Origin of the sequence: Paraburkholderia sediminicola (assembly GCF_046030555.1) — a bacterium.
GTDB classification, from domain to species: domain Bacteria; phylum Pseudomonadota; class Gammaproteobacteria; order Burkholderiales; family Burkholderiaceae; genus Paraburkholderia; species Paraburkholderia sediminicola_E.
The window spans coordinates 1-19046 of sequence record NZ_JAQQCH010000008.1; the positions used below are offsets into that span (position 1 = coordinate 1).

21 protein-coding genes are annotated in these 19046 nt (G+C 61.6%); 15 read left to right on the forward strand and 6 right to left on the reverse strand.

Features of this window, described 5'->3' with window-relative positions; translation table 11 throughout:
• Positions 1–192: 192 nt before the first annotated feature.
• Complete coding sequence (locus tag PQQ52_RS13475; RefSeq protein ID WP_115776711.1) at positions 193–444, reverse strand: hypothetical protein; 252 nt, start codon at positions 442–444, stop codon at positions 193–195.
• Positions 445–738: 294 nt separating this feature from the next.
• On the opposite strand from PQQ52_RS13475, the gene PQQ52_RS13480 reads away from it, so the two are divergent.
• Positions 739–1263, forward strand: a complete 525-nt coding sequence (locus PQQ52_RS13480) for a DUF6496 domain-containing protein (RefSeq protein WP_408211639.1) — start codon at positions 739–741, stop codon at positions 1261–1263.
• 72 nt (positions 1264–1335) lie between these two features.
• Here PQQ52_RS13480 and aptA read toward each other — a convergent pair whose 3' ends face one another.
• Positions 1336–2664: an omega-aminotransferase AptA gene (gene aptA / locus PQQ52_RS13485; protein ID WP_408211641.1), complete on the reverse strand. Its 1329-nt coding sequence runs from the start codon at positions 2662–2664 to the stop codon at positions 1336–1338.
• A gap of 244 nt (positions 2665–2908) precedes the next feature.
• Here aptA and PQQ52_RS13490 point away from each other — a divergent pair, with 244 nt between their 5' ends.
• Positions 2909–4324, forward strand: a complete 1416-nt coding sequence (locus PQQ52_RS13490) for an aminotransferase-like domain-containing protein (protein ID WP_408211644.1) — start codon at positions 2909–2911, stop codon at positions 4322–4324.
• A 15-nt stretch (positions 4325–4339) separates the two neighbouring features.
• Here the strand turns inward: PQQ52_RS13490 and PQQ52_RS13495 are convergent, their stop codons facing one another.
• Positions 4340–4963 (reverse strand): LysE family translocator, encoded by a 624-nt coding sequence (locus tag PQQ52_RS13495; protein ID WP_408211647.1) that lies wholly within the window; start codon positions 4961–4963, stop codon positions 4340–4342.
• 183 nt (positions 4964–5146) lie between these two features.
• Here PQQ52_RS13495 and PQQ52_RS13500 point away from each other — a divergent pair, with 183 nt between their 5' ends.
• The 3 genes from PQQ52_RS13500 (at position 5147) to PQQ52_RS13510 (ending at position 6776) form a co-directional block, all read left to right on the forward strand.
• Positions 5147–5377, forward strand: a complete 231-nt coding sequence (locus tag PQQ52_RS13500) for a pyridoxal-phosphate dependent enzyme (RefSeq protein ID WP_408211650.1) — start codon at positions 5147–5149, stop codon at positions 5375–5377.
• Complete coding sequence (locus PQQ52_RS13505) at positions 5302–5817, forward strand: pyridoxal-phosphate dependent enzyme (protein WP_408211653.1); 516 nt, start codon at positions 5302–5304, stop codon at positions 5815–5817. The genes PQQ52_RS13500 and PQQ52_RS13505 overlap by 76 nt, the downstream gene beginning before the upstream one ends.
• A gap of 74 nt (positions 5818–5891) precedes the next feature.
• Positions 5892–6776 (forward strand): S41 family peptidase, encoded by an 885-nt coding sequence (locus PQQ52_RS13510; protein WP_408211656.1) that lies wholly within the window; start codon positions 5892–5894, stop codon positions 6774–6776.
• 56 nt (positions 6777–6832) lie between these two features.
• Here PQQ52_RS13510 and PQQ52_RS13515 read toward each other — a convergent pair whose 3' ends face one another.
• Positions 6833–7459 (reverse strand): DUF5990 family protein, encoded by a 627-nt coding sequence (locus PQQ52_RS13515; protein WP_408211659.1) that lies wholly within the window; start codon positions 7457–7459, stop codon positions 6833–6835.
• Between PQQ52_RS13515 and PQQ52_RS13520 the strand changes: the two genes are divergently transcribed.
• The 3 genes from PQQ52_RS13520 (at position 7458) to PQQ52_RS13530 (ending at position 9454) form a co-directional block, all read left to right on the forward strand.
• Entirely contained in the window at positions 7458–8300 is an 843-nt protein-coding gene (locus PQQ52_RS13520; RefSeq protein ID WP_408211662.1) for a helix-turn-helix domain-containing protein, read from the forward strand. The two genes, PQQ52_RS13515 and PQQ52_RS13520, sit on opposite strands and share 2 nt — an antisense overlap.
• Before the next feature lie 82 nt (positions 8301–8382).
• Positions 8383–8760 carry a cupin domain-containing protein gene (locus PQQ52_RS13525; RefSeq protein WP_408211664.1) on the forward strand — a complete coding sequence of 126 codons (378 nt, stop codon included), beginning with the start codon at positions 8383–8385 and terminating at the stop codon, positions 8758–8760.
• An 82-nt stretch (positions 8761–8842) separates the two neighbouring features.
• On the forward strand, positions 8843–9454 hold the full coding sequence (locus tag PQQ52_RS13530; RefSeq protein ID WP_408211667.1) for a hypothetical protein: 612 nt from the start codon (positions 8843–8845) through the stop codon (positions 9452–9454).
• Positions 9455–9611: 157 nt separating this feature from the next.
• On the opposite strand, the gene PQQ52_RS13535 is transcribed toward PQQ52_RS13530, so the two are convergent.
• Entirely contained in the window at positions 9612–10361 is a 750-nt protein-coding gene (locus PQQ52_RS13535; RefSeq protein WP_408211670.1) for a FadR/GntR family transcriptional regulator, read from the reverse strand.
• A 155-nt stretch (positions 10362–10516) separates the two neighbouring features.
• On the reverse strand, positions 10517–11476 hold the full coding sequence (locus PQQ52_RS13540) for a PDR/VanB family oxidoreductase (RefSeq protein ID WP_408211673.1): 960 nt from the start codon (positions 11474–11476) through the stop codon (positions 10517–10519).
• Positions 11477–11733: 257 nt separating this feature from the next.
• Between PQQ52_RS13540 and PQQ52_RS13545 the strand changes: the two genes are divergently transcribed.
• From PQQ52_RS13545 to PQQ52_RS13575, 7 genes are all read left to right on the forward strand, one after another.
• Positions 11734–12993, forward strand: a complete 1260-nt coding sequence (locus tag PQQ52_RS13545) for a Rieske 2Fe-2S domain-containing protein (protein ID WP_408211676.1) — start codon at positions 11734–11736, stop codon at positions 12991–12993.
• Positions 12994–13073: 80 nt separating this feature from the next.
• A complete protein-coding gene (locus tag PQQ52_RS13550; RefSeq protein WP_408211679.1) occupies positions 13074–14522 on the forward strand; it encodes an NAD-dependent succinate-semialdehyde dehydrogenase in 1449 nt (482 codons plus the stop codon).
• Between the two features lie 244 nt (positions 14523–14766).
• Entirely contained in the window at positions 14767–15462 is a 696-nt protein-coding gene (locus PQQ52_RS13555; protein WP_408211681.1) for a FadR/GntR family transcriptional regulator, read from the forward strand.
• Between the two features lie 26 nt (positions 15463–15488).
• Positions 15489–16526 carry an amidohydrolase family protein gene (locus PQQ52_RS13560; RefSeq protein ID WP_408211683.1) on the forward strand — a complete coding sequence of 346 codons (1038 nt, stop codon included), beginning with the start codon at positions 15489–15491 and terminating at the stop codon, positions 16524–16526.
• 40 nt (positions 16527–16566) lie between these two features.
• Positions 16567–17574: a DODA-type extradiol aromatic ring-opening family dioxygenase gene (locus PQQ52_RS13565; RefSeq protein ID WP_408211686.1), complete on the forward strand. Its 1008-nt coding sequence runs from the start codon at positions 16567–16569 to the stop codon at positions 17572–17574.
• A 65-nt stretch (positions 17575–17639) separates the two neighbouring features.
• Positions 17640–18323: an RraA family protein gene (locus PQQ52_RS13570; protein ID WP_408211688.1), complete on the forward strand. Its 684-nt coding sequence runs from the start codon at positions 17640–17642 to the stop codon at positions 18321–18323.
• A gap of 2 nt (positions 18324–18325) precedes the next feature.
• A complete protein-coding gene (locus PQQ52_RS13575; RefSeq protein ID WP_408211690.1) occupies positions 18326–19000 on the forward strand; it encodes an RraA family protein in 675 nt (224 codons plus the stop codon).
• The last annotated feature ends 46 nt before the right edge of the window (positions 19001–19046 follow it).

Sequence of the window (19046 nt, forward strand, 5' to 3'; positions counted from 1 at the left end):
GACCAATAGCAATTCAAGAAAAGGCCAAAAAGCCAGATCAAGGAAGGACCAAAAAGCCAGATCAAGGAAAGCCCAACGCCGCAGGCATACAGTCGACCAAGCGCCGCGCAGGCAAACCCAATCAATCAAACCCCACCGCCACAGTCATACAGAAAAAAATACAGAAAAAACCGCCGCACAGGCAAAAACCCCCTACTCCTCCGCATCATGCTCAATCACAAACCGCCTCAAATAAGCCAGCACGGCGGCTTCAACCGCCCGATGGTCAGCCGTACTCTTCGATCCTGAATTTTCCTCATCGCCAAACAACGTGGACGGCGCATTATGCACATCCACTTCCTGGCCTTCGCGGAACACACGAATCTCGTGAACGTCTTCGGCGTACTCGGCAATCCAATGCACGCCTTCGATATGCGCACCTGCGCGAACGGTAGGTATCTTCATGGACGTCTCCCGTCAGGTCGGACCACGGCGCCAACCCTAACTGTCACCATACGCCGTCCAGCTGCCGGGCGCGAGCCTTGTCAGCCAATTTTCCTGAGCTTTCGGTGCGCCGCGTGGAGCTGCCCTGAAGTTTCGCCACACCACCGGCAGTGCCCTTCGCAAACACCCACGCCGCACCAAAAGCGCCAACATCCCCATCAGACGGCCTTTCCAGCCGCATCCGCCCGCGCCGCGAACAACCCCGGCACACGCGTTGCTGCATTCATAAAGCTAACAGCTAACTGGAGGACCGTCATGCCCGAACAGAAAACCATCAAGCGTGCCCAAGCCGACAAACGTGCCGGCAAGTCGTCGAGCACTCAGGCCGGGGAATTCGTCAAGGAACAGGTCGATAAGGTGCGCGCCGGCAAACATGGCGTGAGGTCGGCCAAGCAGGCGATTGCAATCGGCCTGTCGGAAGCGCGTCGCGCAGGGGTCGCCGTAAAGTCGCCGAAGAAGGGGGCGACGAGCGAGGCCACCCGGAAGAAAGCGGACAAGGACAATGCCGCAGGCCAGCACAAGAGCACAGCGAAGAAAAGTGCAAGCAGCGAGTCGACTGCCAGACGCTCACGTGCCGCAACCAGCGCATTGAAGCGTGAAGGCAGTGCCGGTGCGTCGCACAAGGCTTTGTCGAAGCAGACCAAGTCGGCAGCAGCCAAACGTCCGGCAGCTAGCCGCTCCGCAGCCGCGAAAAAAGCCGCCGCGACGAAGGGTGCGGCAGGCCGCTCGGCCGCAGCGAAGAAGGCCGCGCATACAAGAGCTTCGCGTGCGCATCACTAACGCTAGCGTTCGCGAGGCGCACCGCCGGCAATGCGGCGCGCGACCCATGCGCGCCGCATCTCGCCAGCAGTCTTACTGCACCGTCGCCAGCACGTCGCCAACCGTCTTGAAGATGTGGGCGATCTGCTCTTCGTCGATGATGAGCGGCGGCGAGAACGCGAGGATGTCGCCGGTAAAGCGCACCAGCACGCCTGCCTCGAAGCACTTCACGAACGCTTCGTAAGCACGCGCGCCCGGCGCGCCGTCGCGCGACTCGAGCTCGACGCCCGCAATCATGCCAAGGTTGCGAACGTCCTTCACGTGCTTCGCACCGCGCAGCGAGTGAGCGGCGGCTTCGAACTTCGGCGCCATCGTCGCCGCGCGCTCGAACAGGCCTTCGCGGCGATACAGGTCGAGCGTCGCGACCGCGGCAGCCGCTGCGGCCGGGTGGGCCGAATACGTATAACCGTGGAACAGTTCGATCGCGCCCTGTGCGCCGCCGTTGACGATCGTGTCGTGGATCGTGCGGCTCGCGGCCACCGCGCCCATCGGGATCGAGGCGTTGTTGATCGCCTTGGCCATCGTGATGAGGTCCGGCGTCACGCCGAAGTATTCGCTCGCCGTCGCCTTGCCGATGCGGCCGAAAGCGGTAATCACTTCGTCGAAAATCAGCAGGATGCCGTGCTTCGTGCAAATCTCGCGCAGCTTTTGCAGGTAGCCTTGCGGCGGAATCAGCACGCCCGTCGAACCGGCCACCGGTTCGACGATTACCGCCGCGATCGTCGAGGCATCGTGCAGCGTGACGATGCGCTCGAGTTCGTCGGCGAGATGTGCGCCCCAGGCGGGCTGGCCTTTCGAAAACGCGTTGTGTTCGAGATTATGCGTGTGCGGCAGGTGATCGACCGCCGGCAGCAGTGCGCCGGAAAATGTCTTGCGGTTAGGTGCAATGCCGCCGACCGAAATGCCGCCGAAGCCCACGCCGTGATAACCGCGCTCGCGGCCGATCAGACGCGTGCGCTGGCCTTCGCCGCGCGAACGGTGGTACGCCAGCGCGATTTTCAGGGCGGTATCGACCGATTCCGAGCCCGAATTCGTGAAGAAGATACGGTCCAGGCCGTCCGGCATCAGTTCGGCGACTTTCGTCGCCGCTTCGAATGCCAACGGATGGCCCATCTGGAAGGTCGGCGCGAAATCGAGCGTCGAGAGTTGCTGGGTGATCGCGGCAACGATTTCGTCGCGGCCGTGGCCGGCGTTCACGCACCAGAGGCCCGCGCAGCCGTCGAGCACTTCACGCCCGTCCGTCGTGCGGTAGTACATACCCTTGGCCGATTCCAGCAGGCGCGGCGCGGCCTTGAACTGGCGGTTGGCGGTGAAGGGCATCCAGAAAGACGACAGGTCGTCGATGACGGGGCGCGAAGTCATGGTTTTCTCCTCGAAGTGGTCCCCCAAGGGCTTCCTTCGGGGCGTTGCGAAACTGTAGCGCCCGCGGTTTAATGGCGGCATAAACAGTTGACGCAGTGTGGCGCTAACTGTGTTGGTGGAATGGCGATAACTGTGTCGATCGCGGGGTGATGCAATTCGGCACTTTGCCTGGCGCCTGCCTCGCCGTCTCTCCGTCCATTTGGCAATTTAGCCGGCCGGCCCGATCGGCCTTTCAGCGCAGACCATGATCGAACTACAACTTGAGCGCGACCGACGCGCCGCACCGACGCTCGTCGAGCAGGTCGTGCAAGGCTTCGAGCGCGCCATCGAGGCGCAGTCGCTGCGCGCCGGCGCGCTACTGCCGTCGGTGCGGGCGCTAGCGCAAAGCCACGAACTGAGCACCTTCACGGTCACCGAGGCGTACAACCGTCTTGTTTCGATGGGTCTCGTGGTGGCGCGACGCGGATCCGGCTATCGCGTGGCGGTGCGCGCGCAGTCCGCGCGGGTCGCCCCGACCGACTGGCAACCGCCGAGCCTGACCGCGACCTGGCTGTTGTCCGACGTGTTCGCCGACCATTCGGTGCCGATCAAGGCGGGTGGCGGCTGGCTGCCGAATGAGTGGATCAACGAGACGGGTTTGCAGCACGCGCTGCGTGCGATGAGCCGGGTGCCAGCCGCGCGTCTCGGCGACTACGGGCATCCGTACGGCTTCGCGCCGCTGCGTGAGCGGATCGCCGAGCAACTCGACCGGCGCGGTTTGCCGGTCGACGTCTCCAACGTGCTGCTCACGCAGGGCGCGACCCAAGGGCTGGATCTGATCGTCCGCACGCTGCTGCGCGCGGGCGACGCCGTGATCGTCGAAGATCCCGGCTATTGCAATCTGCTGCAGATTCTCAAGCTGGCGGGGCTGGTGGTGCATGGCGTGCCGCGCACGCCGGCCGGTGTCGATACCGACGTGCTCGAAGCGCTGGTCGCGCAGCACAAGCCGAAGGCGATTTTCGTCAACACCACGCTGCAGAATCCGACCGGCGCGACCTTCGGCATGTCGGCGGCCTTTCGTCTGTTGCAGATCGCCGAGCGTCAGCGCATGTGGGTGATCGAAGACGATGTCAGCCGGGAACTGGCGCCGCCTGGTGCACCTTTGTTCGCCGCCATGGAAGGCTTGCAGCGCGTGCTCTACGTGGGCGGTTTTTCGAAGACGGTAACGCCGGGCCTGCGCTGCGGCTATGTGGTCGCCGAGCGGGCGGTGTTGCGCGAACTGGCGCGCACGAAGATGGCGGTGGGCTTGACGTCGTCGGAAGCGATCGAGCGGATCGTCGACAAGGTGTTGCTCGAAGGGCGCTATGCGCGTCACGTGGAAGCCGTCAACGAGCGGCTCAAGCTCGCGCATGCGACCGTCGAAGAGCGGCTCGACTCGCTCGGCCTCGAACTGTTTCACCGGCCGCGAGCCGGCCTGTTTCTGTGGGCGCGGCTGCCGATCGAAGCGGAGCGCGCCGGTGAAGTGGCGACAGCGGCGCTCACGCACGGCATCTGGCTCGCGCCTGGCTCCTATTTCCGTCCCGACGATGCGCCGAGTGCCTGGTTCCGTTTCAACGCGCCGTACTCGACTGACGACGCGCTGTGGCGCTTTATCGAGCGAGTCGGGCAGGGTGCGATCTAGCGGCTGCGCTCAATCTTAAGCAGCCTGGCCGATCAGCTTCAGCGCGATCGGATACAGCGAGAGCACCAGCAGCAGCGCCATCCCCACATTAAAAATGCGCAGCCGTTTCGGGTCCGACAGCACACGCCGCATCGCGGTGCCGAATCCGGCCCACAGGCAGATGCACGGAAACCCGATCACGTAGAAGATCACCGCCATCGCGATGGCGTTCATGCTGCTGCTCTCGCTCAGGTGGATCGTCGTGGCGGCGGTCAGCACCATCATCCACGCTTTCGGATTGACCCACTGGAAGGCGATCGCTTCATGAAACTTCATGGGCCGGCGATTGCCTTTCTTGACCTTCAGTTCGCCCGACGTGCCGATTTTCCACGCGAGATACAGCAGGTACGCGACGCTCGCGACTTCGAGCACCGTGTACAGCACGGGAAAGTGCACGAAGGCTTCGCCCAGACCAATTCCGACCGACAGCATCAACAACACGACCCCGGCACTGATGCCGGAAAGATGCGGCAGCGTGCGGCGAAAGCCGAAGTTGACGCCCGAGGCCAGCAACATGGTGTTGTTCGGACCGGGCGTGATGGTGGTGACGAGCGCGAACAGGATGCCGGCGGGCAGCGCGCTGAGGCTGAGGTAAGACATGGGTGGCTCCGGTGGCGATCAGTAAAACCGTAAGAGCATTCTAACGAAGCATGCCGGTACAGTACCTGTACGGTTTTTGGGATGGTGTCCGGTACAGGTGAGGTATGAGGTTCGCATGGGTGCGAACGGGTGGTGTCGCGCGTCACGGTGAGCTGCGCGACGGACGGCAACCACGGGAAATCGGTGGCCTGGGGCGCTCAGACGTTCGGCTGTCGCTGCGTGATCTTCGTCCACGCCGGCGTAAGCGAAGCTCGCCGCGAGGCCATCGCGGCATACGGCGCGGAAGTGCGCGTGGTCGAAGGCAACTACGACGACGCTGTGCGGACCGCACATCGGAAGTGGCCGGACGGCTCGGCTGGCATGTCGTGGCCGATACGTCGAGCGATGCCAGCCGCGACGCACCACGGCAGGTGATGCAAGGCTATGCGCTCATCGCGGACGAAGTGTGCGAGCAACTGCCGCCGGGTGTGTTGCCGACTCACGTCTTCGTGCAGGGCGGCGTCGGCGGTCTCGCCGCAGCGCTCTGTTCGTTCTTCTGGGAGCGGTTCGGCGCCGCTGTGCCGAAGCTGATCGTCTGCGAACCCGAGCACGCGAACTGTCTGCAACTCAGTGCCCGGGCCGGACATCCCGTCGCGGCGCGCGGTGCACTCGACACCATCATGGCCGGACTCGCCTGCCGGGAAGTGTCCTTTCTATCTGGGACCGCTGGCCGGTTTCATCACAGGATGGACCTACTGGTTTCTGTGGGCCGCCGACTTAGGTCTGAAGCACGGCAGGCTACCCGCCGGGTGTGCCGGCAAGCCTGCCAGTACCCCGCTCGCCAACTTCGACATCTTTGCGAATACGTTCCGTGAGCAGTACGCATTCTTCAAGCTGCGCCACATGGACTCGGACGCTGTCGTGGCGAGGCATCGCGCTGCAATCCGCGATGACACAAAGGATCCCGAACTATTCGAGCATCTTCACGACTGCGTTGGGCAAGTCGTTCGACGGCTGGCGGCCGCCCGCGGCGATCAGCAAGGATGCGCGGCTGCGGGCGCATGCGATCATCGACCAGCGTTACCTCGTCACGCCGCGTGCCTGGTATTGCAATGAACAGATCGGTTTCGGGGTGTTGCCGGACAAGGTGGGCTATCTGCGCGTCCGCTCGTTCGAGGGCTATGCGGACGATGCCAGCTTCGACAAGCAGATCGACGTGCTGAAAACTGCGCTGGATACTATTTTCAGGCAGACGCGGGATATGAAAGGGTTGGTCATCGACGTTCGCCTGAACGGTGGCGGGGCAGACGAATTCGGCACGATCCTCGCCGGGCGCTTGACGCGGCTTCCGTATCTGGCCTACTCGAAGATCTATCGCATCGATCCCAAACGGCCGTCGCGGTTCAGTCGTCCGCAACGAATCATGGTCAAGGCGTCGCGGCGTCCGGGCTTTTACGGCCCGGTGGCACTGCTGATCGGCCACGAGAGCGTCAGCGCGGCGGAAACGTTCGCTATGGCGTTGCAGGGACGTTACCGCAGAACCGTTTTCGTCGGCGAGAACACTCAGGGCGTGTTTTCCGATGTCCTGACTCGTATTCTGCCGAACGGCTGGACGTTCGGTGTACCGAACGAAATCTATCTGACCGAGGACGATCAGGCCTATGACCTCGTCGGGGTGCCGCCCGATGTCAGGATTCCGGTGTTCGCGCGCGGTGATATCGAGCGGGGACGCGATCCGGCTCTGGAGACGGGGGTGCAGGCCTTGACGGATGACGGCTTAAATACGGATCGCAAGAAAGCTGCTTCGGCTACGACAGCAGGCGCGTCGAGGTAGCCGCTGTCGAGCGTCCTCTCTCGCCTGTCGTTTGCGTCCCTGTGGCTGCTGTTCGGCTATTCGGCCACCTTCCAGGGCGCCAGCGGACGTACGCTCGCACAGGCGGGGCCACCGTCCGCGGCCCTGGCCGGGAGGAGGGCCTCCAGCACACTGCCAGCAAGCGCTTTCTCCAGCAGCTCGGCCGGGAGATCGTGGATATCGATCTTGGCGCGCCGATTCCACGGGGAAGAGGAGTCGCCGGCTTGTTCGCCGATGGCAATGTAGACGAAGCGCCGCGTGGGCCCCTCGCGGCGCACCAGGTCGTCCAGAAAGCGAGGGCCGGGCGCGACATCCACTCGCACATCGAACGACAGCGGCTGGTCTTCTGCTATGACCGCGCCTACGGGCTCGCCCTTCTTGTTTTGCAATGAATACGCCACCCCAGGCACAGGTTCTCCAATCGTAAGCCGTAGTGTGATTTGTTGATCTGCTGCCATCGTGTTCCTCGATGTTGTGACGCCTGCCTGCGACCTTAACACGCCCCTCCGATCGAAAGGCCGCTCAGGGGGCGACATGCCGCTAATGGCATGTCGAGGAATCTCACTGGTTGTGTCGTTCTCAAGGTGAGCGGGTAACACGGGTAACATAAGAACGAGCAAGCACGAGTAAGGACGACCACAACGTTTTATCGGGAGCAGTCCCATGCTGAGGGTACTTGAACCGGGCGACTATTTTGGCGCTACCACCCAGCTATACGGTGGCGACGGCATACAGATCGCGGAAACCCATTTCGCGACCGATCTGATCATTCCCCAGCACGAACACATCAATCCCTTTTTTTGTTTCGTGCTGGAAGGCCGCGGTACGCGTTCCTGGGCTACTCGCCGTGGCAACGAAGGACCCATGCAGCTGACACTTTTCCCCGCCGGCATGCCGCATGCCAATTGCTGGTATGGGGCTGACGGCAGGGCACTCCACGTCGAATTTTCGTCGCTATGGCTGCAAAGGCTGGGTGGCCGGGCCCGGGTTCTCGATAATCCGGACGACTTTGCCGGCGGTGCGCCGGTGTCGTTCATGCAGCGTCTGGTCCGTGAATGCCGTGAGCAGGATTCGGCTACGCCATTGGCGGTCGAAGGACTGATACTCGAGCTTCTCGCAGCCTGCGAGCGCTCGGTCGGGGGCGCTGCCACGCTGGCAGGTTCGCGCCGCTGGCTGGCTCGCGTGGAAGCATTACTGCTTGAGCGCTTTAACGAGGCGCTGACGCTGGATGAAATCGCTGCCGACAGCCACGTTTCCGCGGACCACCTCGCACGTGAATTCCGCAAGCATTTCGGCGTTACGGTCGGGGAGTATGTGCGCCAGCTGCGGATCAATTCGGCGTGCGCGCAGCTGGCTAGCGGACGCAAGTCGCTGGCAGCCATCGCGGAGGAAGCCGGTTTTGCGGACCAAAGCCACTTCACGCGCGTCTTTCGGCGCAAGATGGGATTGACGCCGGCCGCATACCGCGCGCAGTTGCGTGAAGATCGTTCCTGTTCCAAAGATTGACGCTTCGGTGCAAGACCGGTGGCGCTGCTACGGCCTAGAGTTGCTCACACGTTCCAACCCTCGTGACCCTCTGGAGATCACTGTGAGCACTGAAGCCTTTCCGTATTTGACATGCCTCGATATTCTGCACGCCGTCGGCGAAGTCATCGACGTTCCAGCCCTCGTCGAGGCAAACAGCCACCCCTGGTATAACCAGACCCTGTGCCAGGTGAACCAGTCGGTGGTCCGCCTGGGCGTTGTGCAAGGTGAATATCATTGGCACAAGCATGATGCCGAGGACGAGTTCTTCTACGTCGTCAGCGGACACTTCCTGATCGACCTTGAGGACCGGGTCGTCGATCTGCGGCCGGGACAAGCGTTTGTGGTGCGTAAAGGTTTGCTGCATCGCCCTCGTGCGCCGGAGAAGACGGTGATCCTGATGGTCGAGGAAGCGGGCATCGTTCCAACCGGTAATGCGTGACTGGAAAGGCGTTGAGCCGTCCGCTCCGATATGCGAATAAACGGTATATACTGTTTATACCATTATAACTACGGAGGTAACCATGTCGGCACCCGTCACCACAGAGCACGCCAAGAAAGCATTCAATGTCCCCAAGAGTTCGGGCAAGCACGCGGCGGATGGCGCAGAGCCGGTAGCCGCGCCGGAACCGACGGCAGAAGCGGCGGCAGAAGCGGCGCCGGCCGTCAAGAAAGTAGCCAAAGCGAAGCGCCCGGCAACCGCCGAAGCCGCGTCTGCGGTCAAGAAGGCCGTCAAAGCCAAGCGTGCGGCACCGGTGGAAGCTGCGCCTGTTGTTAAGAAAACGGCCAAAGCAAAGAGTTCGGCAGCAGCGGACGCGCCGCCCGCCGCCAGGAAGGCGGCTAAACCGAAGCGTTCGGCCACTGCCGAAGCCGCGCCTGTCAGCGCTCCTGAAGCCAGGAAAGCCAGGCAGCCGAAAAAAGAGAAAGTTGTGCGCGACAGCTTCACGATGCCGAAATCGGATTACGACAGGATTGCGTCGCTCAAGCAGAAGTGCCTCGAAGCCGGCGTGTCGGTCAAGAAGAGCGAGTTGCTGCGAGCCGGGTTGCTGATGCTGGAATCAGCAGCGCCGCAGCGCCTGCTTGCTGCCGTGTCGTCGCTCGAGACGGTGAAGACGGGGCGCCCCGCGAAGGGCTAAACCCGGCATCGTGATTCGATGCAAGGTTTGACCGAAGTCGTACCCGCCCGGATGGTGTCGGACTGCAGCGCATCCGGCTGCAATTTCTCGAGCCGCAAGGGCGGGGACGAAGCAGCATCATGACATCGCCATATTGCTGGCAGGTGACGGACGGAACTTATTCGTCGTCTGCAGCGTGTTGAGCGGCGGTGCCTGACAATACACGCGCACGGATCACTTTCACCCGTTGCTGCATGATTTCGCGTGCCTTGACGCCGTCTCGCGCTTCGATCGCATTCAGCACCGACTTGTGCGAGCGGATCACGCGTGCGGCGATTGCGTGCGTGGTGTTCGGCGCGAGTAGTGGCTGCAACACAAAACGCAGCGCACGGAATTGCGCGAGCAGAACCCGGTTGTGCGACGACTCCACAATCGCTTCATGAAAGCGTAGCGAGGCATCCGTGAACGCAAGCGGGTCGTCGCGCAGTTTGTCGAGTTCGGCCAGGATTCCGCTCAGCTTCTTGAGGTCTTCCTCGGTGGCGTTTTGCGCCGCAAGTTCTGCTGACGTGACTTCAATCGCCATTTGCGCGTCGAAGATTTCCTCGCCGGTGACACCGATCAGATGCAATTGAATGGCCAGCGCGTCCGCGAAGCGCTCCGGATTGCCCTCCGCAATCCATGCGCCACCTTTTGCGCCCATGCGGATCTCCACGATGCCGACTGCTTCGAGCGTGCGCAATGCGTCGCGAGCGGCCATGCGGCTCACATTGAATTGGGCGGACAGCGACGTTTCACTGCCGAGGAAATCCCCCGTCTTGATCTGACCGGAAAAGACGGCGGCGCGCACTTGTGAAACGATGCGCCAGGATAAGGTTTCCGTCTGCACCGGTTCCCACAGCGGCATAGTTTCGACAGTACCTTTTTTCAATTCGGATCTCCGGACCTGAGCGTTGCAACGGGTGAGCCGAGGCCGCCCGCACGACAAGCGTGGTGCGACCCCGAAAGACTGATCGCGATGTTAGCATAGCCGTTGAATAATCATACGGTTATACAATTCGCATGTGTGCTCGGACTATCCGACGATCACAAATCGAGCACCAGACACTCGCTTTTGCTGCCCGAGCAGCAAATCATCATTGACTGGTTTGCCTCCTGTTCGCCCTTTGTCAGCACCATGTCGCGATGGTCCGGCACGCCTGCGAGCACACGCGTTTCGCAAGTGCCGCACACACCCTGTGAGCATGAGTAACTGACATCGATCCCTTCGTCGATCAGCGTATCGAGAATCGTCTTGCCGGCGCTTACCTGAATCAGGCGGCCTGAGCGTGCGAGTTGCACGTTAAAGCCGCCGGACGTTGCGGGCGCCTCGCCCGCGGCGAAGTACTCGACATGACAACGTGTGCCGCTGCCACAGCTCGCAGCCGTTGCTTCGAACGCATTCAGCATGGCCGTCGGGCCGCAGCAATAGAAATGCGTGCGGTCGTCTTGCTGCGTTAATACCGTGGCGAATTCGAGCCGCTTTCCGCCTGGTTCGCCGTCGTGATGAAACTGTACACGCGATCCGTATTGACGCAACGCATCGGCGAATGCGGTGGCCTCGCGGGTTCGCGTGCAATAGTGCAGCTCCCACGACCGCTCCAGCGCTTCCAGACGATGGATCATGCCCATGAGCGGCGTGATGCCGATTCCCCCCGCGATGAGCACCGTATGCGCAGCCTCCTCGACCAGCGGGAAATTATTGGCGGGCGCGCCGATCGTCAGCACGGCGCCGACGCGCAGCGTCTCGTGCATCCAGGATGAGCCGCCCCGACTCGACGGATCGCGATTCACGCCGATCACATAGCGGTGCGTGTCCTTCGGGGAATTGCAAAGCGAATAGCTACGGATCATGCCGTTGGGCAAATGGAGATCGATGTGAGCGCCGGCCGTGAAGCCCGGCAGCGGCGAGCCATCAGGTGCGTGAAACTCATACGTATTGATGGTGGGCGCCTCGTATCTGATCGCGCGAAGTTGCACCTGTAGCGTATCCATAGTCTTCTTCATGTTGACTCGTTCAGAGTTGTCTCACCGCGCAGACGCAAATTCTGTTGCGCACGCTTCGATGTGTAATATATATTATCGAAACAACATCGACAAGCATGAGGCGGAAGTCGATCGAGCGGATGAATACGTCTATAATATCTAATGTGTATTATCATTAGACCGATGAAGAAGGCGTCAGGAATGACAGCCGGCCGAGGCTGCCGAAGCGTTTGTGTGTCCGACGCATCGGCCGAGCGATAACAATGGAGACTTGAAGAATGCTGTCCCAAGCAAAGAACGAACTCTTGACGAAGGTTGGGCCGGGCGAGCCGATGGGCGAACTACTGCGCCGTTACTGGATGCCGATTGCCGGTGTGAGCGAATTCGACGAAGTAGCCGTCAAACCGGTGCGTTTGCTCGGTGAAGATCTCGTGTTGTACAAGGACCTGAGCGGCAATTTCGGACTGATCGATCGCCAGTGTCCGCATCGCCGCGCCGATCTCGCCTATGGTTTCGTCGAAAAGTGCGGACTGCGCTGCAACTATCATGGCTGGCTCTATGATCAGGGCGGAAAATGCACGGAGCAGCCCTATGAAGACGTTGCGAATCCGCAGTTGAAGCTGAAAGAGCGCGTGAAGATCAAGGCGTATCCGGTAGAGGAGAGGGCGGGTCTTCTGTGGGCATACCTTGGGCCGCAACCTGCGCCGCTCGTACCGAACTGGGAGCCGTTCTCCTGGAAGAACGGCTTCGTGCAAATCGTGATCTCCGAGGTGCCGTGCAACTGGCTGCAATGCCAGGAGAACTCGATCGATCCCATCCACTTCGAATGGATGCACAACAACTGGACCGCACGCCTGAATGGACAGACGGGCCCGTACTCACCCGCTCATAAACAGCTCGATTTCGACGAATTCGACTACGGTTTCATCTACAAGCGCCTGCGCGGCGATGCGGACGAAAACGATCCGCTCTGGTCGATCGGCCGTGTGTGCCTGTGGCCGAATGCGTTCTTTCTCGGCGAACATTTCGAGTGGCGCGTGCCGGTCGACGATTCGCGCACATTGAGCGTGACGTGGGCTTTCACCCGCGTGCCGAAGGAAAGCGAGCCGTACGAACAAAAGAGCGTGCCGACGTGGCACGGGCCGGTGACCGATCCGCAGACCGGCCGTTGGATCACGAGCCATGTAATGAACCAGGATTTTGTCGCGTGGGCGGGGCAGGGCGTGGTGGCTGATCGCACGAAGGAGAATCTGGGCAGCAGCGATCGCGGCATCGTCATGCTGCGCCGGCGCTTCTTCGAGGAACTGGAAGTGGTTGCGAACGGCGGTGAACCGAAAGGCATCATCCGCGATCCGAAGCTCAATGAATGCGTGCAATTGCCGATTGCCGCACGCGCTACGTTCGTTGAGGGCATGACACGCGCGGAGATCGCGAATCATCCTTTGTGGAAGCACCATCTGCAGGATTTCCGCTTTCAGGCGGGGCAGCCGGAGCATGTCAGGAAGGCTTTTCTCGATGCAATGGGCATGGAGCCCTGACGTCCGCGCTACAGTAACGGTGCGAAAACAGCACACGGCGGCGCTGCGCGCCGACCGGATATCAGATATCGGAGACGTAGATGCATACCAGAAGTTACGACATTCAACTCGGCCTGTTCATCAACGGGGAGTGGCGTACCGGGGGGCGCGACACCCGGCCCGTCATCAATCCTGCTGACGAAACGGTGCTCGCGCACTTGCCGCTTGCCACGCAATCCGACCTTGACGACGCACTCGCCGCGGCTGCGACCGGATTCGCGACATGGTCACGCATGAGCGCGTCCGAGCGGGCTGCCATCATCGACAAAGCCGCTTCGCTGATGCACGAACGCGCCGACGAAATCGGCACGCTGATGAGTTTCGAGCACGGCAAGATGCTGGCCGACGGCCTGCAGGAAGCACACAGTTCAGCCGATATCGTCAAATGGTTTGCGGAAGAGGGGCGTCGAGCCTACGGGCGCGTGGTGCCTGGTCCACTGCCGAATTCGCGTCAGCTCGTGCTGAAAGTGCCGGTTGGACCGGTAGCGGCGTTCACACCGTGGAATTTTCCCGTGCGGATTCCCGCGCGCACCGTGGCGGCCGCGCTCGCCGCAGGTTGCTCGGTGATTCTGAAGGCCGCCGAAGAAACGCCCGGATCCACCACAGCGATGGTGCAATGCTTTCAGGATGCGGGTTTGCCGCCCGGTGTGCTGAATCTGGTGTTCGGCGTGCCGGCAAAGGTATCGGAATATCTGATCGCGTCGGACGTCATCAAGGCAGTTGCATTCACCGGGTCGATTCCCGTCGGCAAGCATCTCGCGGGCCTGGCTGCAACGCACGGTCTGAAGAAGCTGGTGATGGAACTGGGTGGTCATGCCCCAATGATCGTCTGTGACGACGTCGACGTGGCGCGTATTGCCACGATGACCGCCAGTGCCAAGTTTCGCCAGGCCGGGCAAGCCTGCATTTCGCCGACGCGCTTCTACATTCAGGAGGGCGTGTATGGCGCCTTCATTGACAGGTTCGTCGAAGTGGCCGCGAAGCTGAAGGTCGGCGGGGCCTTCGAGCCCGACACACAGGCGAGTCCGGTTGCCAACGCACGCCGGCTCGCCGCGGCAGACGAGTTCGTCAAGGACGCGGTGTCGCACGGCGCGCGCTTGTTGCTCGGCGGGCAGCGCCTGAATCGCCCCGGCTTCTTCTACGCGCCGACCGTGCTGGCCGATGTGCCCGAAGCGGCGCGGATCATGAATGAAGAACCGTTCGGTCCAGTGGTGCCTTTCAGTTCATTCAAGACCGTCGAAGAAGTGCTCGAGCGTGCCAATCGATTGAAATATGGACTTGCGGCCTATGCGTTCACCGGCTCGGACCGGCGCGCGTTGCAACTGTCTAATGGCCTCGAGGCCGGCATGATCGGCATCAATAGCATGCTGGTGTCAGGGCCTGAAGTGCCTTTCGGCGGCGTCAAGGAGAGCGGCATTGGCTCTGAAAACGGCATTGAGGGCTTGCAGGCGTACCTGGTCACGAAGTTCGTTCAACAAGCCGTGTCCTGAGCGTCCTGCGGAAGCGGCGATTGAAACGTCGATCGCCGCTGGCTAATCTCAGATAAGTTATATATATTATAGTTAACAGAGATCCCCAGAAGCAGTGAAGCCTTTGAGTGCCGTTCGAAGTCTGCTTATGGACTAGCCAATACGATTCGTATAACTAATGAAAGAAAATATCCCGCACGGTGCCAGACACGCTCGGACTTCGACAGTCTGGGAGTCCGTGCAAACGGAAAAGCTTTCATGGCGCGTGGCGTCTCAAGTGCGCGCCGCGCTGTTTTCGAAGCAGGTGAGGGCGGGTGACTTTCTCGGTAGTGAGGCGTCGCTTGCGCAGCAATTCAACGTTAGCCGTACTGCCGCCCGTGATGCGCTGAGAACGCTGGAAGCGGTCGGCATCGTCGAAATCCGCATGGGTGCGAAAGGCGGCGTGTGGATTGCCGGTGCGAACCTGGAGCGCTTTGCCGACGCGTTGTCGATACAGCTGAGCCTCATTGGCGCTGGAGCGCGCGAAGTGTTCGATGCGCAAATGGCGATCGAGGTGCTGGCAGCGGAGAAAGCGGCAGAGAACCTGACGGTGGCGCACCGTACGTCGCTGCGTGACGCGTTGCATGGCGTGGAAGACGCACGCAAGCATCTCGATACGTTCACTGATGCGTCGTTGCGCTTTCATGAAGCACTCGTTGAAGCTTCAGGCAATCGGGTCCTGCTCGCCCAATTCAAGGCGCTGCGTTTTGTGCTGACGCCTTTGCTCGCCACCTATACGAGTGCGGACATAGCGAATCGCGTGATCGCTTCGCATCGACGTTTATTCGACGCAGTGTGCCGCGGCGAAGTGGAATTGGCTCGCCGCCTGATGCAGGAGCGGATCCAGATCGTTCGCACGAGCTTCATTCCGAAGACGCCAGCGGTATACATCCAGCCCGATCCGGAAGCGATCCGGGCCTGAACTCACACTATTTAATGGAGACATTCATGATCATCGATGCGCACGCGCACGTTACCGCGCCGGATTCTCTCTACGTCTGGAAGTCCGGTCTTGTTTCCCATCGCGGCGCGCATGGCCGTGGCACTGCGCAGATCAGTGACGACGAAATGCTTGCGGTGCTCAATGCACCGACATTCGGCACCAAATCGCACGTCGAGCAGTTGCGTGACATCGGCACGGACCTGCAATTGATCTCGCCGCGTCCGTATCAGATGATGCATAGCGAAAAGCCCACGAAGATCGTCCACTGGTTCACCGAGGAAACCAACGACATGATCGCGCAACAGGCGCGGCTCATGCCGCAGACGTTTCGTGGTGTCGGTGGGTTGCCGCAGGCGTGGGGCGAGCCGGTCAGCGGATGTCTGCCGGAACTGGAACGTTGCATCAAGGAACTCGGTCTCGTCGGCGTACTGCTGAATACCGATCCGAGCGAAGGGCTGGCAACCAATGAGGTGCCCGACCTCGGCAACGAATACTGGTATCCACTGTATGAGAAGCTCGTCGAACTCGATGTGCCCGCGTACCTGCATTCGGCGGGATGCCGTTCGGAACGGCACAACTATTCGCTGCACTTCATCAACGAAGAGACGATTGCGGTAATGGCGCTCGCCCGTTCGCGCGTGTTCAAGGATTTTCCGCAGTTGAAGATCGTCGTCTCGCATGGCGGCGGCGCGGTGCCGTATCAGTTCGGCCGCTTCCAGGCGCCGTCGCTGCGGCCGGGACGCGCAAGCGAACCGTTTCTCGACAGCTTGCGCCGTCTCTACTACGACACGGTGCTGTATTCGGAAGAGGCGCTGCGTTTGCTCATCAAGACGGTCGGCGCGGATCGCTGCATCTTCGGTGCGGAGCGGCCGGGTGTCGGCACGGTGAAGGACCCGCAGACGGGCCGTTGGCTGGATGACATTCGCCCGGTCATTGAAAGCTTCGAATGGCTCAGCGGTGAGGAGAAACGGATGATTTTCGAAGGCAATGCGCGCAAGGTGTTCCGGCTCGACCAGCCAGCTGGCACAGCCGCAGCACGTTGAACCCATCGGCCATGAAAAACACATTCAACGGGAGCATGGCATGGCAACGATGATCGGCGCAATCGCCACATCGCACGGTCCCTTGCTGTCGATGCCGCCTGATCTCTGGCACTTGCGGGCCGGCGCGGACCTGAAAAATCCATCACACTGGTTTCAGGGGCGCTCGTACGACTACGCGGCGCTGCTGGAAGCGCGCGCACCGGGCTTTGCAGCGGCGGTCACCGATGCATCAAAGCAGGAACGCTATGCAGCTTGCCAGCGAGCACTCGATACGCTTGCCGAACGCTTCCACGCGATGAAACCCGATCTCGTCATCGTGCTCGGCAACGATCAGCGCGAGGTGTTCAAGGACGATCTGACGCCGGCAATCACGATATTCGGTGGTGAACAGATCGAGAATCTGCCGCTGTCTGACGAACAGCGCCGGCGTCTGCCGCCGGGAGTCGCCGAGGCTGAGGACGGGCACTGTCCGCCGGAAGGGGCGGTTTATCCTGGTGCGCCGGATCACGCGCTGAAGCTGGTGCAGTCGCTAGTCGATGACGATTTCGATATCGCCGTTTCGAACCGCTTGCCCAAGGGTGAGGATCGCCAGCACGGCATTCCGCACGCGTTCGGTTTCGTCTATCGACGCGTAATGCGCGATGCGCCGCCGCCGTCGGTGCCGGTGTTTCTGAACGTCGGCGTGGCGCCGAATCAGCCGCGCGTGGCGCGCTGCCTGGCGCTCGGTCACGCGCTCGGCGCGGCGATCCGGCGCTTGCCAGCCGAGCTGCGCGTGGTGGTGGTCGCCTCTGGCGGCATGAGTCACTTCGTGGTTGACGAAGCGCTCGACGAGCGCGTGCTGACTGCGCTTGCCGAACGCGACGAGGCCACGCTGCGCGATATTCCGGAGTCGTATTTCAACGGCAATACGTCGGAGATCAAGAGCTGGCTGCCGCTTGTCGGCCTTGCCGCGAGTGCGTCGCTGAAGATGAAGCTGATCGACTACATCGCCTGTTATCGCTCGGAAGCCGGGACGGGTTCAGGGATGGCGTTTGCCTGCTGGGAATGAGCTGCAACAGCAGCAACGGTGGCGATAGCGGCAAAAAACGAATATGAGGAACGGAGCAGACACGCATGAAAAAAGCAGATGACACCACTCGACGCCTGCAGCGGCTCGACTGTTGCGCAGTATCGGATGCACTCGACAAGCTCGGTCTGACCGGCACCGTTACCGGCTTGCCACAACGTTCGACCTCGCGCCGCATTGCCGGCAAGGTCGTGACCGTGAAGCTGGTGGAGGCCGCGCAGGTGAGCGCCGCCGCTCATACCGGTGTGCCGCGTCATCTCGGCACGACGGCCGTCGAATCCGCCGGCACCGGCGATGTCATCGTGGTCGAACAGCACACGGGGCTCGACGCGGGCAGTTGGGGCGGCATTCTCTCGCTCGGCGCGTCATTGCGCGGAATTGAGGGCGTGATTGCGGACGGCCCCGTGCGCGATATCGATGAAGCGCGGCAATACGATTTTCCGGTTTTCGCGCGGGCATTGACGGCGTTCACCGCGCGCAATCGCGTCGCCGAAGCCGGCACCAATGTGCCGATCACGGTTGCACAGGTTCGCGTCAATCCGGGCGACTACGTGATCGCCGACAACAGCGCGGTGATCTTCATTGCCGCCGCGGACATCGAGCGCGTGCTGGCCGCTGCCGAGCAGATCGCCGGCAAGGAAGCGGCGATGGCGAAAAAACTGCTGAATGGTGTGCCCATTGCGCAAGTGATGGGTGCGGACTACGAATATATGCTGCAGGACAGGGGATAAAAATGAGCGACACGAACAAGGCGAACGACACGAATGCGCAGCGCGCACAGCGCCTCGATACCGCGACATTGAGCGATGCGCTGGATCGCCTCGGCATTGTCGGTCAATGTACCGGGATCAAGCCGCGTGATGCGAGTTTCCGGCTGTGCGGCCGTGCGTTCACGATTCTCTACGGACCGCCGACAACACCGCCCGGCACCGTCGGCGACTATATCGACGACGTCCCGGAAGGCGGCGTGATCGTGCTGGATAACGCAGGGCGTGAAGACTGCACGGTGTGGGGCGACATTCTCACGGAAATCGCGCATCGGCGGAAAATCGCCGGCACCGTCATTGATGGTATCTGCCGCGATGTGAGCCTGTGCCTGTCGCTGGGTTACCCTGTGTTCAGCAAGGGACACTGGATGCGGACCGGCAAAGACCGTGTGCAAGTCGAAAGTACGCAGGTGCCGGTCAATATCGGCAACGCGCGTGTGTTGCCGGGCGACCTGCTGGTCGGCGACGCGGATGGCGTAATCGTGATTCCGCGCGCTCACGAAGACCGCGTGCTGGCCGCAGCCGAAGAGATCCACGCAGCGGAGCACGCGATTCGCGAGGCGGCGCGGCAAGGCATGCGACTCGACGAGGCGCGCCAGCAGCATCGCTATCACGCGCTGCAGAGCAAAGTAAGCGCCTGAGCGCCGGCTCTCACGGCGCCACGCTACGCCACGCGAGCCATCAGAA

Excerpts from the sequence above, each read along its gene's own strand:
- PQQ52_RS13475 (WP_115776711.1), bottom strand. The coding sequence starts at position 444 with ATGAAGATACCTACCGTTCGCGCAGGTGCGCATATCGAAGGCGTGCAT.
- PQQ52_RS13480 (WP_408211639.1), top strand. The coding sequence starts at position 739 with ATGCCCGAACAGAAAACCATCAAGCGTGCCCAAGCCGACAAACGTGCC.
- aptA (WP_408211641.1), bottom strand. The coding sequence starts at position 2,664 with ATGACTTCGCGCCCCGTCATCGACGACCTGTCGTCTTTCTGGATGCCC.
- PQQ52_RS13490 (WP_408211644.1), top strand. The coding sequence starts at position 2,909 with ATGATCGAACTACAACTTGAGCGCGACCGACGCGCCGCACCGACGCTC.
- PQQ52_RS13495 (WP_408211647.1), bottom strand. The coding sequence starts at position 4,963 with ATGTCTTACCTCAGCCTCAGCGCGCTGCCCGCCGGCATCCTGTTCGCG.
- PQQ52_RS13510 (WP_408211656.1), top strand. The coding sequence starts at position 5,892 with ATGACACAAAGGATCCCGAACTATTCGAGCATCTTCACGACTGCGTTG.
- PQQ52_RS13520 (WP_408211662.1), top strand. The coding sequence starts at position 7,458 with ATGCTGAGGGTACTTGAACCGGGCGACTATTTTGGCGCTACCACCCAG.
- PQQ52_RS13515 (WP_408211659.1), bottom strand. The coding sequence starts at position 7,459 with ATGGGACTGCTCCCGATAAAACGTTGTGGTCGTCCTTACTCGTGCTTG.
- PQQ52_RS13530 (WP_408211667.1), top strand. The coding sequence starts at position 8,843 with ATGTCGGCACCCGTCACCACAGAGCACGCCAAGAAAGCATTCAATGTC.
- PQQ52_RS13540 (WP_408211673.1), bottom strand. The coding sequence starts at position 11,476 with ATGAAGAAGACTATGGATACGCTACAGGTGCAACTTCGCGCGATCAGA.
- PQQ52_RS13545 (WP_408211676.1), top strand. The coding sequence starts at position 11,734 with ATGCTGTCCCAAGCAAAGAACGAACTCTTGACGAAGGTTGGGCCGGGC.
- PQQ52_RS13550 (WP_408211679.1), top strand. The coding sequence starts at position 13,074 with ATGCATACCAGAAGTTACGACATTCAACTCGGCCTGTTCATCAACGGG.
- PQQ52_RS13560 (WP_408211683.1), top strand. The coding sequence starts at position 15,489 with ATGATCATCGATGCGCACGCGCACGTTACCGCGCCGGATTCTCTCTAC.
- PQQ52_RS13565 (WP_408211686.1), top strand. The coding sequence starts at position 16,567 with ATGGCAACGATGATCGGCGCAATCGCCACATCGCACGGTCCCTTGCTG.
- PQQ52_RS13570 (WP_408211688.1), top strand. The coding sequence starts at position 17,640 with ATGAAAAAAGCAGATGACACCACTCGACGCCTGCAGCGGCTCGACTGT.
- PQQ52_RS13575 (WP_408211690.1), top strand. The coding sequence starts at position 18,326 with ATGAGCGACACGAACAAGGCGAACGACACGAATGCGCAGCGCGCACAG.